Consider the following 23,371-nt stretch of genomic DNA (forward strand, 5'->3'; position numbering starts at 1 on the left):
CATTTATGAAAAAAATTATCGTTGCGGCACTGTTGGCAGGCATGTCCTTGCCGCTCATGGCCCAGAAGGCAGCCGAGGATTCCACGGCTTGGAAGTCGCGAATGCAATGGTTCAAGGACGCGAAGCTCGGCATATTCATCCACTGGGGTATCTATGCCGTGGACGGCGTGTCGGAAAGTTGGTCGTTCCATAACGAGCGGGTGCCCTACGCCGACTACATGGCGCAGGCCAAACGCTTCACGGGCAGCAAGTGGAACGCCCAGAATTGGGTGGATTTGATCAAGGAGAGTGGCGCCAGATACGCCGTGATGACCACGAAACACCACGACGGCGTGGCACTGTGGAACACCAAGGCAGGCAAACTCAGCACCGTGAAGACCACAAAGGCGAAGCGCGACTTCATCACGCCGTTTGTCAACGAGCTGCGGCGGCAGAACTTGAAGGTAGGTCTCTACTACTCGTTGCTCGACTGGAGTCACAACGATTACCCGAATTTCACGAAGAGCAAGAGCCGCTACAAGATTGCCGAAGACCCCAAACGGTGGAATCGTTTCGTGGACTTCAACTTCGCACAACTTGGCGAATTACGCAACCAATTCAACCCCGACCTGTGGTGGTTTGACGGCGACTGGGAGCAGAGCGCGGAGGATTGGCGGGCCCCGCAGCTGGTGGCTTTCCTGCGGGAGGGCAACCCCAACGTGGTCATCAACAGCCGCGTGCAGGGCTACGGCGACTACGCGACGCCCGAAGTGGGCGGCCCCGTGCAGCAGCCGACCGCCCCCTATTGGGAACTCTGCATGACGATGAACGATTCCTGGGGCTACCAGCACAAGGACACGCTGTTCAAGTCGCCCTACGAACTGCTGCGCTCGTTCTGCGACTGCCTGAGCATGGGCGGCAATCTGCTGCTCGACTTCGGCCCACGCGAGGACGGAACGATTCCCGAACCCGAAGTGGCCATCCTGAAAGAGTTCGGCCGCTGGACGGCGAAACACCACGAAGCCATCTACGGAACCGACGCCGGTGTCTACAAAGACGCCTTCCAGGGCTACACCACCTTGAGCAAAGACCACCGCACGCTCTACCTCTTCATCCCCTACCAGCCGCATGGCGAGGTGGAGGTGAAGGGCCTGTTGACGAAGCTGAAGGGCGCGCGCGTCGTGGGAAGCAACACGCCGCTGCGCTGGAAGATCTACAATGAGGCCGACTGGCGGGCCGAACCGGGCAACCTCTACATCGAGATTCCCGAGCAGGAACTCGACAGCGAGATTACGGTCGTGGCCCTCGACCTGGAAAAACCCGTCGAGATGTACGTGAAGAAAGACGTGCGCCAGTTCCAGCAATGAAGCCTTTGGCCGGCAGCCGGCCGACAACGGACGAAGGTCGCAAACCTAATCGTAAGCAACACGCTTGCGGTTAGGTTTTCTTTTTGGCGTTTTCACGCCCCATTTCCGGCAAAGTATCACCAACAGAAGATTCCTTCCGGCGATTCAAGACGGACCGCTTTACAAACTGTAAGCAAACCATGTTAAAACGTTCACTTTTAAATTGAAAGCCAACTGCTAAATTTCAATCGTTTTCCGGTCGAAAAATAGTTATGAAATAACGTTAAAAGACTTGCCAAATTACAAATAAATTGCATACATTTGCACCCGGATTCAAACAACAACCTATAACTATTTATTGACAACTGATATGAAAAAAGTCCTTTTGATGGCAGTTTGTGTAATGGTATCCATGACGAGTTTCGGACGCAAGAGCGTCGTCTTGGACAATGCGAAGGTCGTGACCGACACGATTTTCTATGCCGACAACATGCAGAATGTCGCCAAGCGCGCGGAAGCTTCCTACTACCGTCTGCTCAAAACGCAGAACGTAGGCGCAAAGAAGCAGGAGGTTTTCCAGGATTTCTACATGAACGGAACGCTGAAAGCCGAAGGAGGCTACAGCTTCATCGACCTGGGCAACGACGCCAACACCCTGCTGAACGGCAAGGTCACCACCTATTACAGGAATGGCAAGGAACGCTGGCATGGCAACTACATCAATGGCAAGCGCCATGGGTACTTCACTTTGCAGCTGCGTGATGGCGGAATCGCCGTCATCCAGTTTGAAAACGGTAAGTCGAAGTTCGACTACTTCACCGTGACGCAGAAGGACGGGACGATGCAGAAGCGTCCTATCGACGAATTGAAATCTCTCTTATAAGATAATTTTACAAAAGTCTCTATTTAAAAATGTATTGAAAAAGGCCTGCTTCGTGAGAAGCGGGCCTTTTATCGTTGGTGGCTGTCGTGAAGACGGACCGGCGTGCGCATGGAGTAGCACGGCGGTCATGCCTCGTCGAGCACCAGTTCCACAGGGCAGTGGTCGCTGCCGTAGATTTCCGTGTGTATGCTGGCTTCGTGCAGTCGGTCGCGCAGCCGGTCGGAGATGAGGAAATAGTCGATGCGCCAGCCTGTATTCTTCTCGCGGGCACGGAAACGGTAGCTCCACCAGCTGTAGGTCACCTCCTCGGGGTGCAGCGTCCGGAACGTATCCGTAAAGCCGTTGCCGAGCAGCGTGGTCATCTTGGCGCGCTCTTCGTCCGTGAATCCCGCGTTGCGGCGGTTCGTCTTCGGGTTCTTGAGGTCGATTTCCTCGTGCGCTACGTTCATGTCGCCGCATACGATGACAGGCTTCGCCTTGTCGAGCGTGTGCAGATAGGCCTGGAAATCGTCTTCCCATTTCATCCGATAGTCGAGCCGGCGCAGCTCATCCTGCGAGTTCGGCGTGTAGACCGTGACGAGATGGAAGTCTGGGTATTCGAGCGTGATGACACGTCCTTCATGGTCGTGCTCGTCGATACCGATTCCGTAGCTGACATTCATCGGATGATGCTTCGCATAGATGGCCGTTCCGCTGTAGCCTTTCTTGTCGGCATAGTTCCAATAGCTCTCATATCCATCGAACTGCAGGTCGAGTTGTCCGGCCTGCATCTTCGTTTCCTGAAGGCAGAAGAAGTCTGCGTCCAGCTCACGGAAAGTCTTTTCAAACTCTTTTCCGACAGCGGCACGCAGACCGTTCACGTTCCATGAAATGAACTTCATAGGCAGATGATGGGGATTAAATCTTTGTCCGGATGACAACGGCGGTGTTGATGGCATAGGTCGCGCCGTCGACTTTCAGCTCCCTCACCAGCAGATAGAACAGATTCTTCCCCTTGTAGTATTGCATGACGGGGTAGTAGGTGGTCTGGTTTGTCTGCAAATACTGGTCGATGAAGCTCAATTCGCATGTCTTCCCTTTGTATGTGAAGGACAGTTTCTTGTCTTTGGGAACCACGATATACTGATAGAACTGGGCTTCCCAGTCGGTCTTTCTCATGACATAGGGCATGTGGATGTCCAAAACGAGCTGCTGGCTGCCCGCGTTGTTGAGCACATCCTTCGCCATATTGTCGGAAGTGTAGTTAGCAAACTGCTTCACGGGGAACGCCTCCATGGCCAGCGTGGAGTCGTTGCCGGCAATCTGCCATGCAACCGCGGTCGAGTCGCTCTTTCTGGTCTCCTCGTTGTAGAAGAAAATCCAGCCGTTGTATTGGCCTGTCGCGGCGTTCAATCCCTGCATGCGCTGCGCGCGCGTGAGGTTGAAGACCTGAGTGTCAGGGCTGTCGCCGTTGTCTCCGAGACAGGAAGTCAATGAAGTGGTCGTCAACAGGAGTGCGGCCACCATCCATAAATAATGCAATTGTTTCATGATTTCTGTGATTTTAATTGTTATCATACTGTTTTTATAGTCTTGCTTTGGCATTTGAAGGAAATCAAAGGCCTTCCGTTTAGATTCTCTTCGACTCTCCGCGCAACAGGTTCATGAACTCCTCACGCGTCTTGGCCTGGTTGAAGGCCCCGCTGAAGTCGCTCGTCGTGGTGATGGAGTTCTGCTTTTCCACGCCTCGCATCTGCATGCACATGTGCTTGGCCTCGACGACCACCATCACGCCCATGGGCTTCAGCGTGTCCTGGATGCAGTCCTTGATTTGCTGCGTCAGCCTTTCCTGCACCTGCAGGCGGTGGCTGAAGATGTCGACGACCCGCGCGATCTTGCTCAGGCCGGTGATATAGCCATTCGGGATGTAGGCCACGTGCACCTTTCCGTAGAACGGCAGCATGTGGTGTTCGCACATCGAGAAGAAGTCGATGTCCTTGACGATGACCATTTGGTTGTATTTCTCTTCAAAGAGCGCGTCGGTGAGCACCTTGTGCGGGTTCTGCGCGTAGCCGCGGGTGAGCACCTGCATGGCCTTGGCCACCCGCATGGGCGTCTTCTGCAACCCGTCGCGCCCGGGGTCTTCGCCCAACAGCCGGAGGACGGCGTGATAGTGGGCGGCCAGCTGGTCGAGTCCCTCTCTGTATTCTGTTTCCGGATTCATTGTCGTTTCGTTGCGATTCGTCGTCACCCCGTGCGTTGCGGCGGCTCAATCGTCCTAATATTGTACGGTTATCTTGCCCCTGACGATGCAAGCCTGCTTATATCCCATCTCCTTGAGGTGCTGCAGCATGCGGTCGGCCTCCTCGAATGTGCGGTAGTTGCCCACCCTGCATATCCAGCGAGGTGAATAGAAGTGGACATAAACCGGCTCGTCGGGGAACTTCATCTTTATGTTTGAACCAATCTTCTCGGCTTTTATTCTGTCTTCTCTTGAGTTGCCGCCGGCATAGGCCTGCACCCGATAGCCGGTCACCTTGTAGCTTCTGCGCATCACTTTCTTGCGCATGTCGACGGTGGGAATGTCCATTCCCGTGTCTTCAAGCCCCGTCTTTTCGGTCGTCTCCGCCTTCCGGGCCGTTTCGCGGCGTTCCGTCTCCTTTCTGTCGGCCTCACGCTGCTCCGTCCGCGTCGAGTCGTGTTTGGCTTCGCGCGGCCTTTCCTTCCTGACACTGTCGGGCTGCGCTTCTTTCCGACCTGGCTTCTGGCCGTTTCTTATGCTGTCGCTTTTGGTCAAAGGTGCTGTCGCCACCTTCACATCCTTGGGCCCGTCGGTCGCCCCTCCGCCCGTGACTTTCGTCGCAGACCTTTTCCCGTTGACGAGTTTTTCTATTTCCTTGCTTTGGTGAATCGTCACGTTTCCCCGCCCGGTCTGTTGCGTCTGAACGTGCTCGGTATAGGTCTGCGCTTCGGCCGTCGTCAAACCGCAGAACAGCAAGAGTATGATTGTGACGAGTTGGTGCATAGTTGCGTTTGCGTTAGAAAGTACGGGGCGGGCGACCATCCCACCGGGAGAGCGCCTCCCGCCCTGTACAGATTCCGTTTGTTCGCGATTACTTTTTCCAAGCGTCGATGATACCCTTGAAGTCGGCGCACTTCAGCGAAGCACCACCGATCAAGCCACCGTCGATATTGGGCTTGGAGAAGAGTTCGGGAGCGTTGGAAGCCTTGCAGCTGCCGCCGTAGAGGATGGAGGTCTCATCGGCAACAGCCTGTCCATACTTCTCCGCAACGATGGAACGGATGTAGGCCAACATCTCCTCGGCCTGGTCGGAAGTGGCGGTCTTGCCCGTTCCGATGGCCCAAATGGGCTCGTAGGCCAACACGATGTTCTTCCATTCCTCGGCTGTGAGGTTGAAAACGCTGCCGTCCAGCTCAGCCTTCACCACCTCGTTCTGGCGGTTGGCTTCGCGCTCTTCAAGCGTTTCGCCGCAGCAGAAGATGATCTTCAGACCGTTGGCGAGTGCCAGCTGCACCTTCTCCTTCAGGATTTCGGCGGTCTCGCCATAGTACTCGCGACGCTCCGAGTGGCCGAGGATGACGTACTGGGCACCCGTGCTCTTCACCATTTCGGCGGAAACCTCACCCGTATAGGCACCCTTGGCCTTGTCGGCGCAGTTCTCGGCACCGAGAGCGACGACGTTCCTGTCCAACACATCGGCAACTTTTGCCAAGTGGATGAACGGCGTGCAGACGACAACTTCGCAGTTGGGCCTGTCGGCCTTCATGGCTTCATTGATCTCATTGGCGAGCGCGATGCCGTCTTGCAGGTTCATGTTCATTTTCCAGTTGCCTGCTACAATTTTCTTTCTCATTGTCTTTTGCTTGTTAAATAAATAATAATGTATAGCGATTATTTTCTTTTCTTGAACTTCAGATACCGTGTCCAGGCCCACAGGCGGTCGGCTATGGCCAGCAGGAACAGCGGCAGCAGGAATATCAGGACGACTTCCAGAATCTTCTTCGGCACGGAGTTGGCGGGCAGGCGGCCGATTTCCAGCCGGCTCAGAGGCCCGCTGCCGGCCCTCAGCTGCGGCAGTTGGTTGTGGCTCCACTTGCCGATGACCGTGCCGTCCTTCAACAACAGCAGGCCGGGATTGCTCCTGACGATGGTCTTCAGCGTCGTCTCGTCGGTCGTGGCGAAAGGATATTGCGCCCCTGTGTTGTCGACCCACTGCCAAATCCTGTCTTCCGTGCTTGCCGTCAGGCAGTAGAAGGGAACCTTCTGCGCCACGGCATATTCGAAGAGCTGGTTGATGTCGCCGAAATTGCTGTCGTCGGCAGATTCGAGGTGGGGCGATATGAGCAGGAACGTGTAGCCCTTGTGGCTCAACACCGAGTCGGTGATGTCCTCGCCGTCGCGCTCGATGGAGAAATCATGGATGGGAGGAACGTAGCCCGGCTCCGTCTGGACGGTCTTGCTGTCTACAAATTCCCAGGTGGAATCGGGATAATCGTTCAGTGTAAACTCCTTTTTGACGCCGTTCTTCTGCAAGACGAACGTGGTCTCGAACTTGGGTTGCGGCGCGCCCGCCGGTATTTTCATTCCTTCCGGGATGTTGGCGCCGATGTGATAGGGCCTGAAATCGAACCGCGGAAGGAAGTAGAGGCTGTAGACACTGCACCCCAGGATGAACAGGATGGTGTAGTTCGTCACGATCCACTGGTTGCTGCGGCTGATGAACCGCACCATGCGCAGCGGCCACGCGGCCGTGACGACGGCACAAGTCAGCAGGAGGATGTTCTTCAAGAGCGTCTGTCCGTTGGTCAGGATGACGGCGTCGCCGAAGCAACCGCAGTCCTTCACCGGGTTGGCGACGACCAGCCACACCGTTATGAGCGTCATGACGACCATGACGGCCGCAATCAATTTGCTCGTGGTTCGGCGGCGAATGGCGAACAACAGGAAGATACCCAGGCAGAACTCCAGGGCGGAGAGCGAGATGGAGGTGGCCAGCGTTATCCAGTCGGGCACCAGATCGACCGCTCCCAGCGCCTTCAGGTAGTCCTGAATCTTGTACTGGGTGCCCAGCGGGTCTATCGCCTTGACGAATCCTGAGAAAACGAACGCGAGCGCGACGACGAACCGGCAGATGTTGGTAAGAATGTTTTTAAGCTTGCTCATTCAGTTTGATGGCACCGAAAACGGCATAGTTGATGATGTCCATGTAGTTGGCGTCGACGCCTTCGCTGACGTAGGTGTCGCCATGGAGGTCCTCTATCTCCTTCACACGCTGCAACTTGGTCAGTATCAGGTCGGTATAGCTGCTCACGCGCATGCTTCTCCAGGCCTCGTCGTAGTCGTGGTTCTTCCTCAACATCAGTTCCAGGGCTGTCCGCACGTAGTGGTCATACAGGCGCAAGGCCTCGTCGGCCGTGATGTCGACCGTGTCGACAAAACCTTTCTCCAACTGGATGAGGCCGACAATGCCGTAATTGATGAGTGCGATGAACTCGGGGCGGATTCCTTCGCCCACCAGGGAAAGTTTCTTGATTTCGAGTGAGCGGATGCGCTTGGCCTTGATGTACAACTGATCGGTCAGGGAAGCCGGACGAAGAATGCGCCACGAGGCGCCATAGTCATGCAGTTTCTTGCTGAAAAGCTCACGACATTCGGTCATGACAGCCTTGAACTGTTCTTCCGTATTGGGATTGCTCATCATATCAGAATCTAATTGACCGCAAAAGTACGGATATTCCATGGAATAACCAAATTATTGCTTTCCTTTCATCTTGCTGCGGATGACCCTCACCGTGCCGCACAAAGCCTCGTATCGGGCCTGCAGCGAATCGCGTTTCACGCCCAGCAGGTTGCGCTTGTAGCGGTCCGGCTCCCGCGGTATGCGCGCGATGGTGGCTTGGAGCAGCGAGTCGGTCTTGCCCACGTCCTGCTGTGTCAGCCTGAGCGAAGCCTCCTGCCACAGCCGCAGCGCCTTTTTGCGGGCGTCGACAGCCTGCGGATGGTGGGCGCGAAGGCTCCGTATCGAGTCGAGCGCGGCCTGGTAGCGGCCCTCGGCATAGAGCTGTTCTATCCGTTGGAGCGCGGCTTGCGCCTGGTCGTCGGCCGTAGGCCGGCAGCCCGTGAGCAACAGGCCGACCAGCATGCAGAGAATGGTTCCTGACTTCATTCCTGCAAAATTATAAAAATAATGAGACACGCTTCGAAGGGCCTCGCCAATAAATGATAATCTGTGTTAATCAGTGTAATATACAGGGCTTTTTTCGTACCTTTGCGCCATCAATTTTCAATAGAATGAGAACTCTTTCCAATGCCGACCTGGCCCATTTGCTCAATCAAGATATATTCCATAAAATTTCAGAAGCGGCCGACGCGCTGCATGTCAACTGCTATGTGGTCGGCGGTTATGTGCGCGACTTGTTCCTCGAACGCCCTTCCAACGACATCGACGTGGTGGTGGTGGGCAGCGGCATACGCGTGGCCGACGAGCTGAAGAAGCTCCTGGGGCGGCGCGCCCACATCTCCGTGTTCCGCAATTTCGGCACGGCGCAGGTGAAATACAAGGGTTTGGAAGTGGAATTTGTGGGCGCGCGCAAGGAGAGCTACAGCCATGACTCGCGCAAGCCGATTGTCGAAGACGGCACGCTGGAGGACGACCAGAACCGCCGCGACTTCACGATCAACGCTATGGCCGTATGTCTCAACGCCGACCGCTTCGGCCAATTGGTCGACCCTTTCGATGGTATCGGCGACCTGGAAGACGGCATTGTCCGCACACCGCTCGACCCCGACATCACCTTCAGCGACGACCCGCTGCGCATGTTGCGCTGTGTCCGCTTCGCCACGCAGCTCGGCTTCTACATCGACGATGACACTTTAGAGGCGCTCAAGCGCAATGCCGACCGCCTGAAGATCGTCAGCGGCGAACGCGTTCAGGAGGAATTGAACAAGATCATCCTGTCTTCCCACCCCAGCAAGGGCTTCTATTACCTGCGGGAGAGCGGACTGCTCGACCTCGTGTTGCCCGAACTGGTGGCCCTGGATGTGGTGGAGACACGCAACGGACGTGCCCACAAGAACAACTACTACCACACGCTGGAGGTGCTGGAGAACCTTTGCCGGGCCCAAAGCATGGAGGAAGCCAAGGGAAAGGACCTCGGCGAACACAAGTTGTGGCTGCGCTGGGCCGCCTTGCTGCACGATGTGGGCAAGCCCAAGAGCAAGCGTTGGGAGACGGTGCAAGGCTGGACGTTCCACAACCACAACTTCATCGGGGCCAAGATGGTGCCCGTCATCTTCCGAAGGCTCAAGTTGCCGCTGGACGCGAAGATGAAATACGTGCAGAAACTCGTGGAAATGCACATGCGTCCCATCGCCATCGCCGACGAGGAGGTGACCGACAGTGCCGTGCGCAGGCTGGTGAACGACGCCGGCGACGACATCGGCGACCTCATGATGCTGTGCGAGGCCGACGTGACGAGCAAGAACAGCCAGCGCAAGCAGCAGTTTCTCAACAACTTCAAACTCGTGCGCGAGAAGATAGCCGACCTGGCCGAACGCGACTACAAGCGGCTGCTGCAGCCCGTAATCAACGGCAACGAAATCATGGAAATGTTCCATTTGGGGCCTTCGCGCGAGGTGGGCACGCTGAAGCAGACGCTCAAAGACGCCGTGCTCGACAACAAGGTGCCCAACGAACGAGAACCGCTCATGCAGCTGTTGATGCGGAAAGCCGAGCAAATGGGGCTGACTGTCGGATGACGGACGACGGCCGTTGGGTGAGGACGGATGGTCTTCCGGCGCGTAAAAGGGCAGCGGTTGTTTTGTAAAAGGGCAGCGATTGCTTTGCAAAAGGGCAGCTTTGACTTGCCAAAAGGACTGCGGTTGTTTTGTAAAAGGACTGCTTTCACAAAACGGAAACGACCTTTGACTTACCATAAAATGGAACGACCTCTGACTTACCATAAAATCGAAACGATGAAACAAAGACTTCTCAATCTATTATTCGCCACCTGGTGGACACGCTGTCGGTGGACGATGAGGCGGTGGCTTCCAACTATGAGAAAGACCACGGACAGCTGTGCCGCATGACGGAGGAGTATATCAAGACGCGGAAACCGAACCTGCTGGCCGTCATCTACGACCAGATCGACCACACGGGGCATGCCGCAGGCCACGACACGCCGGCCTACTACGAGACGCTCATCCGTGTGGACGGCTACATAGGACGCATCGTCCAGGCGCTGAAAGACGAGGGAATCTATGACATCACCCAGCACCTACTTCTCTTCCAGGTCTTTCCACCAGGACTTCATCTTCTCCAGAATGCGCTTGGTCAGCTTGTCTTCCTTCTGTGACAGGCCTTTCTGGCCACCGGGCGTGGCATTCTTGGCCGCCGCACCTTTGCTGCGGACAGCCGGTTCTACGGTTTTAGGCTGCTGGGGCGGCTTTTGGGGCTGTTTGTTATTGCTTCCGGGCATTGCGGCCGGCTCTTTCGGAAGGCCGCGCCACTTGTCCTCCAGGCCGTAATTCTGGCCTGTCACCTCAAATTCAAGCTCGGGCAATTCCTCCTTTTCCAACTTGAAAGGCACGCCACGGTCGGCCTTCACTTTCTCAACCGTCACCATGGCGACGCCACGATCCAGAATGCCGAGAGCCTTGGCGGCCCCCCATGACAAGTCGATGATGCGACCACGGCTGAACGGCCCTCGGTCGGTGACTTTCACGATGACCTCTTTACCGTTGGCAGGATTGGTCACCTTCAACATTGTACCAAAGGGATGGGTGCGGTGGGCGCACGTCATGCTGTCGTGGTGCATCCTTTCACCGCTGGCAGTGCGGGCTCCGGTGGCTCTCTTGGAATAAAAAGTGGCCTTACCTTTCTGCGTTTGGGCGCACAGAAAGGTAAAGGCCATCAAGAAAAGAACTTGTAAAAAAATCCTCTGTTTTCTACAATTCACAATATTTTGGGGTTGGTTTATACGACTCCCTGGGCCATCATGGCGTTGGCAACCTTCATGAATCCCGCCACGTTGGCGCCCTTCACGTAGTCGATGTAGCCGTCAGCCTCCCTGCCATACTTCACGCACTGTTCGTGAATGGAGTGCATGATCTTGTGCAGGTTCTCGTCGACCTCGGCGGCGCTCCAGTGCAAACGGATGGAGTTTTGCGTCATTTCGAGGCCTGATGTGGCCACGCCTCCAGCATTGACAGCCTTGCCCGGTGCGAATAGTTGCTTGGCGGCGATGAACTTGGTGACGGCTTCTGCGGTGCAACCCATGTTGCTCACCTCGGCCACACACAGCGGTTTGTTGGCCAATATCATGTCGGCGTCTTCGCCATTCAGCTCGTTCTGCGTCGCGCAAGTCAAGTAAATGTCGGCTTTCACCTCCCAAGGTTTCTTGCCGGCGACGAACTTGCTGCCCGCAAACTTCTCGGCATAAGGCGCGCAGATGTCGTTGCCGCTTGAGCGAAGCTCCAGCATGTAGTCGTTCTTCTCGCCTGCTATGCCGGCCGGATCATAGATATAGCCGTCGGGGCCGCTGATGGTGACGACCTTGGCGCCCAGTTCCGTAGCCTTCTGGACAGCGCCCCAAGCCACGTTGCCGAAGCCGCTGACGGCCACGGTCTTGCCTTTCAGGTCGAGATTGTGGGTCTGCATCATCTGATTGACGAAGTAGAGAGCGCCATAACCGGTGGCTTCCGGACGGATGTTGGAGCCGCCCCACTCCATGCCTTTGCCCGTCAACACGCCTTCCCAGTGGCGTGTCAGCTTCTTGTACATGCCGAAGAGGTAGCCGATTTCACGAGTGCCGACGCCGATGTCGCCCGCCGGAACGTCGATGTCCGGACCGATATGGCGATAGAGTTCGCTCATGAACGACTGGCAGAAGCGCATGATCTCGGCGCTGCTGCGGCCACGTGGCGCGAAATCGCTGCCTCCCTTGCCGCCACCCATGGGCAAAGTGGTCAACGCATTCTTGAAAGTCTGCTCGAAACCGAGGAACTTCATAATGCTCAGGTTGACCGACGGGTGGAAACGCAGACCGCCCTTGTACGGGCCGATGGCGCTGTTGAACTGCACGCGATAGCCTATATTGACATGAACTTCGCCCTTGTCGTCGGTCCAAGGCACACGGAACATGATGACACGCTCCGGTTCGACGATACGTTCGATGATCTTTGCTTTTTCAAATTCAGGATGTTGGTTGTACACATCCTTGATGGAATGAAGCACTTCTTCTACTGCCTGAAGGAATTCAGACTCTCTTGGATGCTTCTTAGCCAGGTCTTGCATGATTTTTTCTACTTCCATAGTGTCTTAAATTATACGAGGTATTAAAATAATAGATTGCGTTAGCGTGTCATTGTGTAACGATGGCACGACAAATGTAGGGATTAATCTTGAAAGCGACAAATAAAAAGGGGCCTATTTTAGGCCAACAGGCTTACATTTTGTTAAATATATGCTTTTTTTATGCCTGTTAAGGCACACAAGGGGACAAGAAAAGGCGTTACGGTTGGGTAACGCCTTCTTCGTATTGCTCCATGAACATGTGTTCGCCGTCGAACACGGCATAGGTGAACTGCCATATCCAGTCGCCCAGAATCATGACTCGGGCCTTGCGGTCGAGCGTGATGTCGAGCTCAATATGCCGATGCCCATAGATGAAATAGTCGATGTTCTGATGGGTTTTCATATATTCCTTGGTGAAAAGCACCAAGAACTCGCGGTCTTCTCCCATGTAGGGCGGCTCCTTGCCGTCGGCCCGTTTCAACCTACTATGCTTGGCCCAGTTGAGCCCCAAGGCCATTCCCCAGCGGGGATGGATGGCATTGAGCAGGCGTTGGCATGCACGATTGTGGAACAGTTTGCGCAAAACCTTGAAACGGTTGTCGGGGTCTCCCAGCCCGTCGCCGTGCGCCAGGAAGAAGACCTTGCCGTAAATCTCGGTCGTCTCGGGCTTCCGATGGACGATGACGCCGCATTCCTGCTCCAGATAGCCGTATGTCCACAGGTCGTGGTTGCCCGTGAAGAAGTGTACCTCCACCCCACGGTCGGTCAGCTCGGACAGTTTGCCCAAGAAACGCGTGTAGCCCTTGGGCACGACATACTTATATTCGTTCCAGAAATCAAACATGTCGCCCAGCAGATAGACTGCGGCGGCCTTCTCCTTGATACTGTCGAGAAAGCGAACCAGCCTGCGTTCCTGCGTGCGTCGGTGCTCAAGTGCCAGCGAACCCAGGTGGGCGTCGCTCAAAAAATACACGTTCTTCATCATTCCTCCTATTCAAATCCCAACTCCACCCTGGCTTCTTCACTCATCATGCTTTGATCCCAAGCCGGCTCGAAGACGAGGTTGACGTTGGCGGAAGTGACACCTTCGACGCTCTCCACCTTGGTTCGGACGTCTTCCAGGATGAAATCGGCCGCCGGACAGCTGGGCGCCGTGAACGTCATATCCAGGTCGACGCCTCCCTCTTCGTTCACTTCCACCTTGTAAATCATGCCCAGATTCCAGATGTCCACGGGAATCTCGGGGTCGTAAACGGTCTTCAACACGTCTACGATGCGCTCTTCTATTCTTGTTTTTTCTTCTTGTGTCATCTTGACATGTCGTTTAGTCTTCCATCAACTTGCGATAACGGGTTTTCTTGATGTCCTCGTTACCCAGTCGACGGGCCTTGTTGATTTCGTATTCGGAGTAGTCGCCTTCGAAGAAAACCACATCGCCATCACCCTCGAAGGCCAGGATGTGCGTGCAGATACGGTCGAGAAACCAGCGGTCGTGGCTGATGACGACGGCGCAACCGGCAAAGGCTTCCAAGCCTTCTTCCAACGCCCGCAACGTATTGACGTCGATGTCGTTGGTCGGTTCGTCGAGCAACAGCACGTTGCCTTCCTGCTTCAGAGCCAGCGCGAGCTGCAAACGGTTGCGCTCACCACCCGAAAGTACGCCGCAAAGCTTGTTCTGATCGGTGCCGGAGAAGTTGAACCGCGACAGGTAAGCACGCGAGTTGACGTCGCGGCCACCCATGCGGATGGTTTCATTGCCCTGTGCCACCACGTCGTAGACCGACTTGTCGGGGTCAATATCCTTGTGCTGCTGATCCACGTAGGCCAGTTTCACGGTCTCACCCACCTCAAACGTACCGCCATCGGCCTGCTCCAGTCCCATGATCAGACGGAAGAGGGTCGTCTTTCCGGCACCATTGGGACCGATGACACCCACGATACCGTTGGGTGGCAGCATGAAGTTGAGGTCCTTGAAGAGAACTTTCTCACCGAAAGCCTTCTGCACATGCTGCGCCTCAATCACCTTGTTGCCCAGACGCGGGCCGTTGGGAATATAGATTTCGAGCTTCTCCTCGCGCTCCTTCTGCTCCTCGTTGAGCATTTGTTCATACGAGTTCAGGCGGGCTTTGCCCTTTGCCTGCCGAGCCTTGGGAGCCATGCGCACCCACTCCAACTCCCTTTGCAGGGTCTTGCGACGCTTCGATGCGGTCTTCTCCTCCTGCTCCATGCGGGTGGTTTTCTGCTCCAGCCATGAAGAATAGTTGCCCTTCCATGGAATGCCTTCACCACGGTCAAGCTCCAATATCCACTCGCTCACGTCGTCGAGGAAGTAGCGGTCGTGGGTAACGGCGATGACAGTGCCCTCATATTGCTGCAAGTGTTGCTCCAGCCAGTCGATACTTTCGGCGTCAAGATGGTTGGTAGGCTCGTCGAGCAGCAGCACATCGGGCTTCGTCAAGAGCAGCTTGCACAGGGCCACGCGCCTGCGTTCGCCGCCCGAAAGGTTGGTCACGGGCCAGTCGCCCGGCGGGCAATGCAACGCCGCCATGGCACGGTCAAGCTTCGAGTCCATGTTCCAAGCGTCCGTGGCGTCGATGATGTCCTGCAATTCGGCCTGCCGTTGCATCAGCTTGTCCATCTTGTCGGGGTCTCCGTAATACTCTTCGAGCCCGAATTTCACGTTGATGTCGTCGTACTCCTTCAACGCGTCATACACATGGCGCACCCCTTCCTGCACGTTTTCCTTCACGGTCTTGGACTCGTCGAGTGGCGGATCCTGCGGCAGATAGCCCACCGTATAGCCCGGACTCCACACGACGTCGCCCTGTGTGGGCTGTTCCAGTCCGGCAATAATCTTCATCAGCGTCGACTTTCCGGCACCGTTCAGACCGATGATACCGATTTTCGCGCCATAGAAAAAGGAGAGATAGATGTTCTTCAGAATCTGTTTTTGGTTTTGCGGAATGATTTTCGACACTCCCACCATTGAGAAGATGACCTTCTTGTCGTCTACTGTTGCCATATATGATTGTTGTTTTATTTACCATTCGCGTCTCAATCCACCATCTTAGCCATGCTCCTCAGCCTGCTTTCGGAAGCAATCGTCTTCATACACCTTATTATATATATGGACAAAAATGACGATTGTCCACCTCGACACAACCTCACGGAACCACTTCAGGCTACCGATGGGCATTGATTCGTTTACAAATATACGGAAAATAGCCGTAATACGGCAAGTTATTATGAAGTTTTGCGAAATCTCACAAGATTGCGGACGGAATCCATCCAAAATACTCTTTTCTGGGTATTGCGGCCTATTTGTTTCCTTATTATTTTTGCAACATCAAACATTTCCTATGCCAAAAGAAAGATACCATATCCCAATCGGGCAAACATCCCCGTCCTATCAAGCGCACTGTTCTGGTCAAGAGCTGTGCGCTTTTTTTATGAACAAAACAAAACCGTGTTCATTATTGCTTCTCTAAACGGCCTATGCAGACATTGAAAGATGACATCCGGCAACGCATTCTGACGGCAGCCCGCCAGGAGTTTGTCACCCACGGCGTGCGAAACACGTCCATCCGCTCCGTGGCAAGGAAGTCCGGCATTGCCACCGGCAACCTATACAACTACTTCAGAAGCAAGGACGAATTGTTCCGCGCTGTGCTCAAGCCGCTCGTCGACGCCCTCGACCGCTATCTTCTGTCGCACAATGAAGAGCGACATCTAAGCATCGACATCTTCAATGTGAACGAGTTCCAAGACGAGCACATCCAAGCCATGAAGACACTGGTCAAGAACTTCCGTCCCGAACTGCGCCTGTTGCTCTTCAATGCCGAAGGAACTTCATTGGAAGGCTACACCGACCGCATCACGAATCACCAGGCCCACATCGGCAAAGAATACCTCCGGCTGATGAAAGAGCGCTATCCCCACATCAACATCGACATCTCGCCATTCTTCCTCCACATCGCCTGTTCCACCTGGACGACCCTCTTTTCCGAACTAGTGGAGCACGAAGAATACGACGACCGTGAAATAGCCCACGCGCTCAGGCAGTATGCCATCTACAGCACGGCCGGCTGGAAAGCGCTGATGAAGCCATAACTTTCAAACAATCAATTTCCAAACACTCAATGATATGATAAAGACACTCAAACGTTTGGGGGCTTACATGGGCGGACGCAAGCTGCTGCTCCCCTGCTCCGTCGTGCTGTCGGCAGTCAACGGACTGCTGTCGCTCGTCCCTTTCATCCTTCTGTGGCTCGTGATACGCACACTGTTCACGGCCGAAAGCCTCGTCGACGCTCCCGTATGGGGCTATGCCATCGCGGCACTCGTGGTTTCGGTGGTCAATGTGCTGCTCTACTTCACCGTGCTCATGCTCTCCCACCTTGCCGCTTTCCGTGTGGAGACCAACATGCGGCGCACGGCGATGGAGCGGCTCATGCGCGTTCCGCTGGGATTCTTCGACACCCAAAACACCGGACGCATGCGAAAGATCATAGACGAAGACTCCGGACAGACGCATACGTTCGTGGCGCACATACTGCCCGATGTAGCGGGAAGCATTGTCGCGCCGCTCGGTGTCATCATTCTCATGCTTGTAGTAGACTGGCAACTGGGGCTTGCCTCGATGATACCGATTGTCTGCGCCTTCGGTATCATGGGCTACATGATGAATCCGAAGAACAATCATTTCCAGCGATTGTATCTCGACGCGCAGGAAAAGATGAGTTCGGAGGCGGTGGAATACGTGCGCGGCATTCCCGTCGTGAAGGTCTTCCAGCAGACGGTGTTCTCGTTCAAGCGCTTCCACGACAGTATCATCAACTATCGCGACCTCGTCATCAGGTGCACGCTCCTGTGGCGCACGCCCATGTCGGCCTACACCGTGGCCATCAACGCCTCCGCCTTTTTCCTCGTCCCCACGGGAATCATCCTGATAGCCCACGGCGACCAGCCGGCGGTGGTCGTTTCCGACCTGTTCCTCTACGTCGTGATTGCGCCCATCATCGCCGCCAACGTAATGAAAATCATGTATCTCAGCCAAAATCTCTTCTTGGCCAACGAGGCCGTAGACCGCTTGGAGAGCCTCACCGCCGCGCCCCCGCTTCCCGACTGCATGGCGCCAGAACGGCCCAAGACGTTCGACATCCGCCTCCATGACGTGTCGTTCCGCTACGAAGGGGCGGAGCAAGACGCCGTGAGCCACATCGACCTCGTCATTCCCGAAGGCAAGACGGTGGCGCTCGTTGGCGCTTCGGGCAGCGGAAAGACTACCATCGCAAGGCTCATCCCCCGCTTCTGGGATGTGCGCGAAGGGGCTTTGAGCATCGGCGGCGTCGACGTGCGCCGGATGGATAAGGCCGAACTGATGCGCAGCGTGTCGTTCGTCTTCCAGAACACGCGCCTCTTCAAGACCACAATCTTGGAGAACGTGCGCTACGGCAGCCCCGAAGCGACACCCGACGAGGTGAACCGCGCCATCAACCTGTCGCAGAGTCGCGAGATCGTCGACCGACTGCCGGAGGGGCTGAACACCGTCATCGGAGCCGAAGGCACTTACCTCTCGGGCGGCGAACAGCAGCGCATCGTCCTCGCACGCGCCATCCTCAAGAACGCGCCCATCGTGGTGCTCGATGAGGCCACGGCCTTTGCCGACCCCGAAAACGAGCATCTCATCCGCCAGGCGCTTGCATATCTCACCGGCGGCAAGACCGTGCTGATGATCGCCCACCGGCTGACCACCGTGCAGGATGCCGACAACATCGTGGTCGTCGACCGCGGCAGCATAGCCGAACAGGGCACGCACGAGCAGCTGATGGCCCGCAAAGCGCTCTATTATAATATGTGGAACGAATACCAGAAAGCGGTGGCGTGGAAACTATAACCATTCAAAAAGACATACAACTATGACCGGATACTTTCAAAACCGTTTCGCCCTGTCGGAAAAAGGGGCAAAAGACTTGCGGCGAGGCATTGCCTTCTCCACGCTGCTCAACCTTGCGTTGATGGTACCGCCCACCTACTTGTTTCTCTTCCTCATGGAATACATCGGCACGCAGCCCCTGACGCCACGCCACACGCTGTGGTTCTACCTGCTCCTGGCCGCGGCACTGGCGGCCGTCATGTTCATCGTGGCCCGCCGACAGTACGACAGCACCTACACCACCATCTACACCGAGAGCGCGCAACGCCGCATCAGCATGGCCGAAAAGCTGCGCCGTCTGCCCCTGGCCTTCTTCGGAGAACGCAATCTTTCCGACCTCACGTCGACCGTGATGGAGGACTGCACGGAGCTGGAACACACCTTCTCGCACGCCGTTCCCCAGCTGTTCGCCTCGGTGTTGAGCATGCTTCTCATTGCCGTCGGCCTGTTCTGCTACGATTGGCGACTGGCCTCCGCGCTCTTCTGGGTCGTCCCGCTCGCCTTCGCCACGCTGCAGTTGTCGAGACGTCGGCTCGACAAGGTGTTTTCAGAACACTATCACGTGAAGCGCGGCGTCACCGAGCAGATTCAGGAAGGACTGGAATGCGTCCAGGAAATCAAGTCGTACAGCGGCGAACAGGCATACTGCCACAGCTTTGACCTTAGGCTGAAGGATTACGAAAAGGCACTGGTTCAGGGCGAACTGGCGGCCGGCGTCTTTCTCAATCTCGCCGCCATGCTGCTCAAACTGGGCATGCCGACGGTCATTCTGCTGGGCGCGTGGCTGCTGCAACGCGGCGATGTGTCGCTATTCGTCTACCTGGCGTTCCTCATTGTCTCCGCCATGGTCTACAATCCGATACAGGAAGTGTGCGCCCATCTGGCCATCCTTGCGTTTCTCGATGTGCGCATCGACCGCATGAAAGAGATCGAATCCATGCCGACACAGGAAGGGAGCAAGGACGTGGAGATGAGCAATTACGACATCGAGTTCCGTCATGTCAGCTTCGCCTACGAAGCTCGGAAGCAGGTGCTGCACGACGTTTCCTTCACAGCTCGCCAGGGAACGGTGACAGCTCTCGTAGGTCCGTCGGGCGGAGGGAAGAGCACCACCGCCAAACTGGCCGCGCGATTCTGGGACATCGACGGCGGACAAATTCTGCTCGGAGGCTGCGACATCGCCGCCATCGACCCAGAGACGTTGTTGAAAAACTACGCCATCGTCTTCCAGGACGTGCTGCTGTTCAACGCCTCCATCGCCGACAACATCCGCATCGGTAAGCGCGACGCCACCGACGAGGAAGTGCGCCGCGTGGCAAGGCTGGCCCAATGCGACGACTTCATCGGCCGCATGCCGCAGGGATACCATACGATCATCGGCGAGAACGGCGAAACGCTATCGGGAGGGGAGCGTCAGCGCATCTCCATCGCACGAGCGTTGCTGAAGAACGCGCCCGTCATCCTGCTGGATGAAGCCACCGCCAGCCTCGACGCCGAGAACGAAACGAAGATACAGGCGGGCATTTCCGAACTGGTGCGCGACAAGACCGTCATCATCATCGCCCACCGCATGCGCACCGTCCGCAATGCCGACCACATCGTGGTGCTCGACGGCGGCACCGTCAGCGAGCAGGGCGCGCCCGACGAACTGATGGCCCGGGGCGGCGAGTTCGCCCGAATGGTGAGGTTGCAGCAGGAAAACAAACATCCCAACAAATCAGAAAACATACGACAATGAAAATCGAAAGAATCAATCATAAGTTCAAGCAACTGACCAAGTGGACGCTCTCCCATCGCCTCATCGTGACCGCGTTGTTCACGGCCGTTGTCGCCTTCTCGTTCATGGGCACGAAGCGCATCGTGATGCGAACCTCCTTTGACGACTATTTCGTTGGCGACGATCCCATGCTGCTCAAGACGAATGAGTTCAAGTCCATCTTCGGCAACGATTACTATGTGGCCGTACTGGTCAGGAACAAGGACCTCTTCTCCACGCGCAGCCTGACACTTATCCGCCAACTCAGCAACGAACTGAAAGACAGCTTGTCATACGCCGACAAGGTGACGTCGCTCACCGACCTTGAGTTTGCCGTCGGAACGGAAGACGGCATGACCATCGAACAGATCGTGCCCGAGCGTATTCCCACCGACGCGACCGCACTGCGAGAAATCAAGCGCAAGGCTTACAGCAAGCCTTATCTGGCCAGGAAGATGGTGTCGTCGGACGCAACGATGACCTGGATTATGGTGAAACTACGGCCTTTTCCTGAGGACAGCGTATGGAAGCAAACGAGTGACATCGCACCCGACATGCTCACGGGCAAGGAGGCGGGCCACATCATCGGCAAGGCCAAATACGCCGAACTCTCGCCCAACGCCTCGGGCATGCCCTATCTGGGCTATGAGAAGTTCATTTATCTGCAAAGCGAGTTGGGGCGGCTGTTCCTATTCGCATTCATGGTCTCCATCGTCGTCATGCTGTTTGTCACCCGTTCGCTGCGTGGCGTGGTCGCACCGTTGCTCACGTCGATATTGGCGCTCGTGATAGGCTTCGGCGTCATTGGGTGGGCAGGGCTCTACATCGACATGAGTACGTCCATGATTGCCGTGATTCTCACCTTCGCTTGCTCCATAGCCTATAACATCCATCTCTACAACTTCTTCAAGACACGCTTCGTCGAAACGGGCCGACGACGCGTTGCCATCGTCGAAGCTGTGAGTGAAACGGGCTGGGGCGTGCTCCTGTCGGGCCTCACGACCGTAGCGGCGATGATGACTTTCCTCGCCATGAAGATTGTCCCGATGAAAGCCATCGGCGTCAACACCTCGCTGTGCCTGCTGAGTGTATTGCTCACTTGCCTGTTCATCACACCCGTCATGCTGTCCTTTGGCAAGGACCACAAACCTATCGACAACATGTCGAAAAGCCTTGAGGGCTACTTTGGCAACCTCTTCGAGCGTTTCGGCAGCTTCATCGTGCGCAAACATCGTCCTATCATCGCCTCGTCAGTGCTGATTACGGCTTTATGCGGCGTCGGCCTCTTATTCATCGAGCCGGCTTTCGACATCGAAAAGACGATGGGCCACAAGATTCCATACGTCAAGAAGTTTCTCGACCTCTGCCAGACGGAACTCGGCTCCATGTATGCCTACGACCTCATGATTACGCTGCCACACGACAACGACGCCAAGAAACCGGAGAACCTGCAACGGCTCGACCGGCTGGCTGCAACGGCCGACGGCTACAAACTGACCAAACGCCATAACTCCATCACCGACATCGTGAAGGATATGAACTGCACACTCAACGGCAACAATCAGCAGTTCTATCGCATCCCCGCCGACGCCAACATGGTGGCGCAGCTGTTGCTGCTCTACGAAAATGCCGGCGGCACCGAGTCGGAATACTGGATGGATTACGATTACAAGCGGTTCCGGCTACAGATAGAGATGAAGGACTACAACTCCAACGAGGCCGAAAAGGAGATGGCCGCCCTGGAACGAGAAGCCCGCAGGCTGTTCCCCGGCGCCCACGTTACGGTAGTGGGCAACCTTCCGCAGTTCACCGTGATGCAACAATACGTGGAACGCGGACAGATGTGGTCGATGTTACTCTCGGTACTGGTCATCGGACTGATTCTCGTGCTCATCTTCGGCAACTGGAAAGTGGGCCTTGTCGGCATGATTCCCAACATTGCGCCAGCCATCATAGTGGGCGGCGTGATGGGCTGGCTCGATTATCCGCTTGACATGATGACCGCCTCGCTCATCCCGATGGTGCTGGGTATCGCCGTCGACGACACCATCCACTTCATCAACCACAGCCATGTAGCCTACGACCGATACGGCAACTATCAGCAAGCCATCAACCGGACATTCCGCACCGAAGGGCTTGCCATCGTCATGTCGACCATCATCGTCTCGGCAACGTTCGCCGGCTTCATCCTCTCCGACGCCACACAGATACGCAACTGGGGAATCCTGGCCGTGGCAGGCATGGTTTCGGCACTGTTGGCCGACCTCTTTCTCACGCCCATTCTCTTCAAGTATCTCCGTGTATTCGGGAATGACAAGAAGACGGGAACTCCTCAGTGAACGCAGCGAACGATAACTCCTTTAAACTCCTTATCCCCTAAAATAACTCTTAAAAAAATGAGAACAAGACACTTCATATTGTCGCTCATCGCCATGCTGGCGGTCGGCGGCGTGCAGGCAGCCCAGCTATCGGGCCGCGACATCATGCAGAAAGTAAGAAACCGTGCCGACGGCGACACCCGTTATGCCACCATCGAGATGACGCTTATTCAGAAAAGTGGGCACAAACGAGTCAGGAAACTGGAATCATGGGCCATGGACATCGGAAAGGACACGAAGAAAATCATGTTCTTCACCTATCCCGGCGACGTGAAAGGAACGGGCTTTCTCACCTGGGACTACGACAACACGGACAAGGTAGACGACAAATGGCTCTACCTTCCGGCCATGAAAAAGACTCGTCGCATCAGTGGAAAGTCGTCGAAAACAGACTACTTCATGGGCAGCGACTTCACCTATGACGACATGAGCACCCGTAGCGTGGACGAGGAGAAACATACTTTCCTGCGCGAGGAGACGCTTGACGGACACCGCTGCTGGGTTGTTGAGTCGGTGCCTTACGGCAAGGACGACATCTACACGCGTCGTATCACGTGGATTCGCCAGGACTGCCTGATGGCGGCCAAGGCCGAATTTTACGACAAACTCAACAAGCTGCACCGCAGTTTGACCATCTCCGATATAGAGAAAGTGCAGGGATTCTGGACCATGCACTTCATGAAGATGGAGAATGTACAGACAGGTCACCAGACAATTATCCGCATGAGCAATCAGAAGTTCAACGTGAAGATTGCGCCGAATCTCTTCACCGTTGCCAAACTGGAGAAAGGACTATGAC

The 23,371-nt window shown here is 55.7% G+C and carries 20 protein-coding genes and 1 pseudogene; 9 read left to right on the top strand and 12 right to left on the bottom strand.

The annotated features are described in order from the left end of the window. Nucleotides 1–5: 5 nt before the first annotated feature. Together K334_RS0104770 and K334_RS0104775 are read left to right on the top strand one after the other, a co-directional pair. Nucleotides 6–1,346, top strand: a complete 1,341-nt coding sequence (locus K334_RS0104770) for an alpha-L-fucosidase (protein ID WP_025880367.1) — start codon at nt 6–8, stop codon at nt 1,344–1,346. Nucleotides 1,347–1,695: 349 nt separating this feature from the next. Then, nucleotides 1,696–2,208, top strand: coding sequence for a toxin-antitoxin system YwqK family antitoxin (locus K334_RS0104775; RefSeq protein ID WP_021589016.1), 513 nt, complete (start codon nt 1,696–1,698; stop codon nt 2,206–2,208). 125 nt (nt 2,209–2,333) lie between these two features. On the opposite strand, the gene K334_RS0104780 is transcribed toward K334_RS0104775, so the two are convergent. The 7 genes and pseudogenes from K334_RS0104780 to K334_RS0104815 all read right to left on the bottom strand — a co-directional run bounded on the left by K334_RS0104780 (nt 2,334) and on the right by K334_RS0104815 (nt 8,375). Beyond that, nucleotides 2,334–3,089, bottom strand: coding sequence for an exodeoxyribonuclease III (locus K334_RS0104780; RefSeq protein WP_025880366.1), 756 nt, complete (start codon nt 3,087–3,089; stop codon nt 2,334–2,336). Between the two features lie 16 nt (nt 3,090–3,105). Then, nucleotides 3,106–3,765, bottom strand: a complete 660-nt coding sequence (locus K334_RS0104785; protein WP_161625374.1) for a DUF4840 domain-containing protein — start codon at nt 3,763–3,765, stop codon at nt 3,106–3,108. Between the two features lie 52 nt (nt 3,766–3,817). After that, complete coding sequence (gene folE, locus K334_RS0104790; RefSeq protein ID WP_021589087.1) at nt 3,818–4,411, bottom strand: GTP cyclohydrolase I FolE; 594 nt, start codon at nt 4,409–4,411, stop codon at nt 3,818–3,820. Between the two features lie 54 nt (nt 4,412–4,465). Further along, nucleotides 4,466–5,212 carry an SPOR domain-containing protein gene (locus tag K334_RS0104795; RefSeq protein WP_025880361.1) on the bottom strand — a complete coding sequence of 249 codons (747 nt, stop codon included), beginning with the start codon at nt 5,210–5,212 and terminating at the stop codon, nt 4,466–4,468. 88 nt (nt 5,213–5,300) lie between these two features. Continuing rightward, nucleotides 5,301–7,372 (bottom strand): annotated as a pseudogene (locus tag K334_RS14400) (BT_3928 family protein). Further along, nucleotides 7,359–7,907, bottom strand: coding sequence for a DUF1599 domain-containing protein (locus K334_RS0104810; protein WP_025880359.1), 549 nt, complete (start codon nt 7,905–7,907; stop codon nt 7,359–7,361). Before K334_RS0104810 ends, K334_RS14400 begins: the two are co-directional and overlap by 14 nt. 54 nt (nt 7,908–7,961) lie before the next feature. Beyond that, entirely contained in the window at nt 7,962–8,375 is a 414-nt protein-coding gene (locus K334_RS0104815) for a Clp protease/crotonase-like domain-containing protein (protein ID WP_025880357.1), read from the bottom strand. A gap of 125 nt (nt 8,376–8,500) precedes the next feature. Here K334_RS0104815 and K334_RS0104820 point away from each other — a divergent pair, with 125 nt between their 5' ends. Further along, a complete protein-coding gene (locus tag K334_RS0104820; RefSeq protein WP_025880355.1) occupies nt 8,501–9,967 on the top strand; it encodes a CCA tRNA nucleotidyltransferase in 1,467 nt (488 codons plus the stop codon). Nucleotides 9,968–10,221: 254 nt separating this feature from the next. Next, the gene (locus K334_RS0104825) at nt 10,222–10,563 is read left to right on the top strand and encodes an alkaline phosphatase family protein (RefSeq protein ID WP_025880353.1); all 342 of its coding nucleotides are present in this window, start codon (nt 10,222–10,224) and stop codon (nt 10,561–10,563) included. On the opposite strand, the gene K334_RS0104830 is transcribed toward K334_RS0104825, so the two are convergent. The 5 genes from K334_RS0104830 to ettA all read right to left on the bottom strand — a co-directional run bounded on the left by K334_RS0104830 (nt 10,486) and on the right by ettA (nt 15,525). After that, entirely contained in the window at nt 10,486–11,121 is a 636-nt protein-coding gene (locus tag K334_RS0104830; RefSeq protein WP_051218653.1) for a septal ring lytic transglycosylase RlpA family protein, read from the bottom strand. The genes K334_RS0104825 and K334_RS0104830 overlap by 78 nt on opposite strands. Nucleotides 11,122–11,183: 62 nt before the next feature. Further along, on the bottom strand, nt 11,184–12,521 hold the full coding sequence (gene gdhA, locus K334_RS0104835) for an NADP-specific glutamate dehydrogenase (protein WP_027444594.1): 1,338 nt from the start codon (nt 12,519–12,521) through the stop codon (nt 11,184–11,186). 199 nt (nt 12,522–12,720) lie between these two features. Then, nucleotides 12,721–13,485 (bottom strand): UDP-2,3-diacylglucosamine diphosphatase, encoded by a 765-nt coding sequence (locus tag K334_RS0104840; protein ID WP_025880352.1) that lies wholly within the window; start codon nt 13,483–13,485, stop codon nt 12,721–12,723. An 8-nt stretch (nt 13,486–13,493) separates the two neighbouring features. Beyond that, the gene (locus K334_RS0104845; RefSeq protein ID WP_021589241.1) at nt 13,494–13,814 is read right to left on the bottom strand and encodes a metal-sulfur cluster assembly factor; all 321 of its coding nucleotides are present in this window, start codon (nt 13,812–13,814) and stop codon (nt 13,494–13,496) included. Nucleotides 13,815–13,827: 13 nt separating this feature from the next. Further along, a complete protein-coding gene (gene ettA / locus K334_RS0104850; protein WP_027444595.1) occupies nt 13,828–15,525 on the bottom strand; it encodes an energy-dependent translational throttle protein EttA in 1,698 nt (565 codons plus the stop codon). 473 nt (nt 15,526–15,998) lie between these two features. Here ettA and K334_RS0104860 point away from each other — a divergent pair, with 473 nt between their 5' ends. Genes K334_RS0104860 through K334_RS0104880 form a run of 5 tightly spaced genes read left to right on the top strand, consistent with a single transcriptional unit; the run spans nt 15,999 to nt 23,370 of the window. Continuing rightward, nucleotides 15,999–16,613, top strand: a complete 615-nt coding sequence (locus K334_RS0104860; RefSeq protein ID WP_025880350.1) for a TetR/AcrR family transcriptional regulator — start codon at nt 15,999–16,001, stop codon at nt 16,611–16,613. Nucleotides 16,614–16,647: 34 nt separating this feature from the next. Then, on the top strand, nt 16,648–18,399 hold the full coding sequence (locus tag K334_RS0104865) for an ABC transporter ATP-binding protein (protein ID WP_027444596.1): 1,752 nt from the start codon (nt 16,648–16,650) through the stop codon (nt 18,397–18,399). A gap of 22 nt (nt 18,400–18,421) precedes the next feature. Continuing rightward, nucleotides 18,422–20,176: an ABC transporter ATP-binding protein gene (locus K334_RS0104870; protein WP_025880349.1), complete on the top strand. Its 1,755-nt coding sequence runs from the start codon at nt 18,422–18,424 to the stop codon at nt 20,174–20,176. After that, nucleotides 20,173–22,533, top strand: a complete 2,361-nt coding sequence (locus tag K334_RS0104875; RefSeq protein WP_025880348.1) for an efflux RND transporter permease subunit — start codon at nt 20,173–20,175, stop codon at nt 22,531–22,533. Before K334_RS0104870 ends, K334_RS0104875 begins: the two co-directional genes overlap by 4 nt. A 57-nt stretch (nt 22,534–22,590) precedes the next feature. Next, nucleotides 22,591–23,370 carry an outer membrane lipoprotein-sorting protein gene (locus K334_RS0104880; protein ID WP_025880346.1) on the top strand — a complete coding sequence of 260 codons (780 nt, stop codon included), beginning with the start codon at nt 22,591–22,593 and terminating at the stop codon, nt 23,368–23,370. Nucleotide 23,371: the final 1 nt, after the last annotated feature.

This window comes from Segatella baroniae DSM 16972 = JCM 13447, assembly GCF_000426585.1.
Lineage (GTDB): Bacteria > Bacteroidota > Bacteroidia > Bacteroidales > Bacteroidaceae > Prevotella > Prevotella baroniae.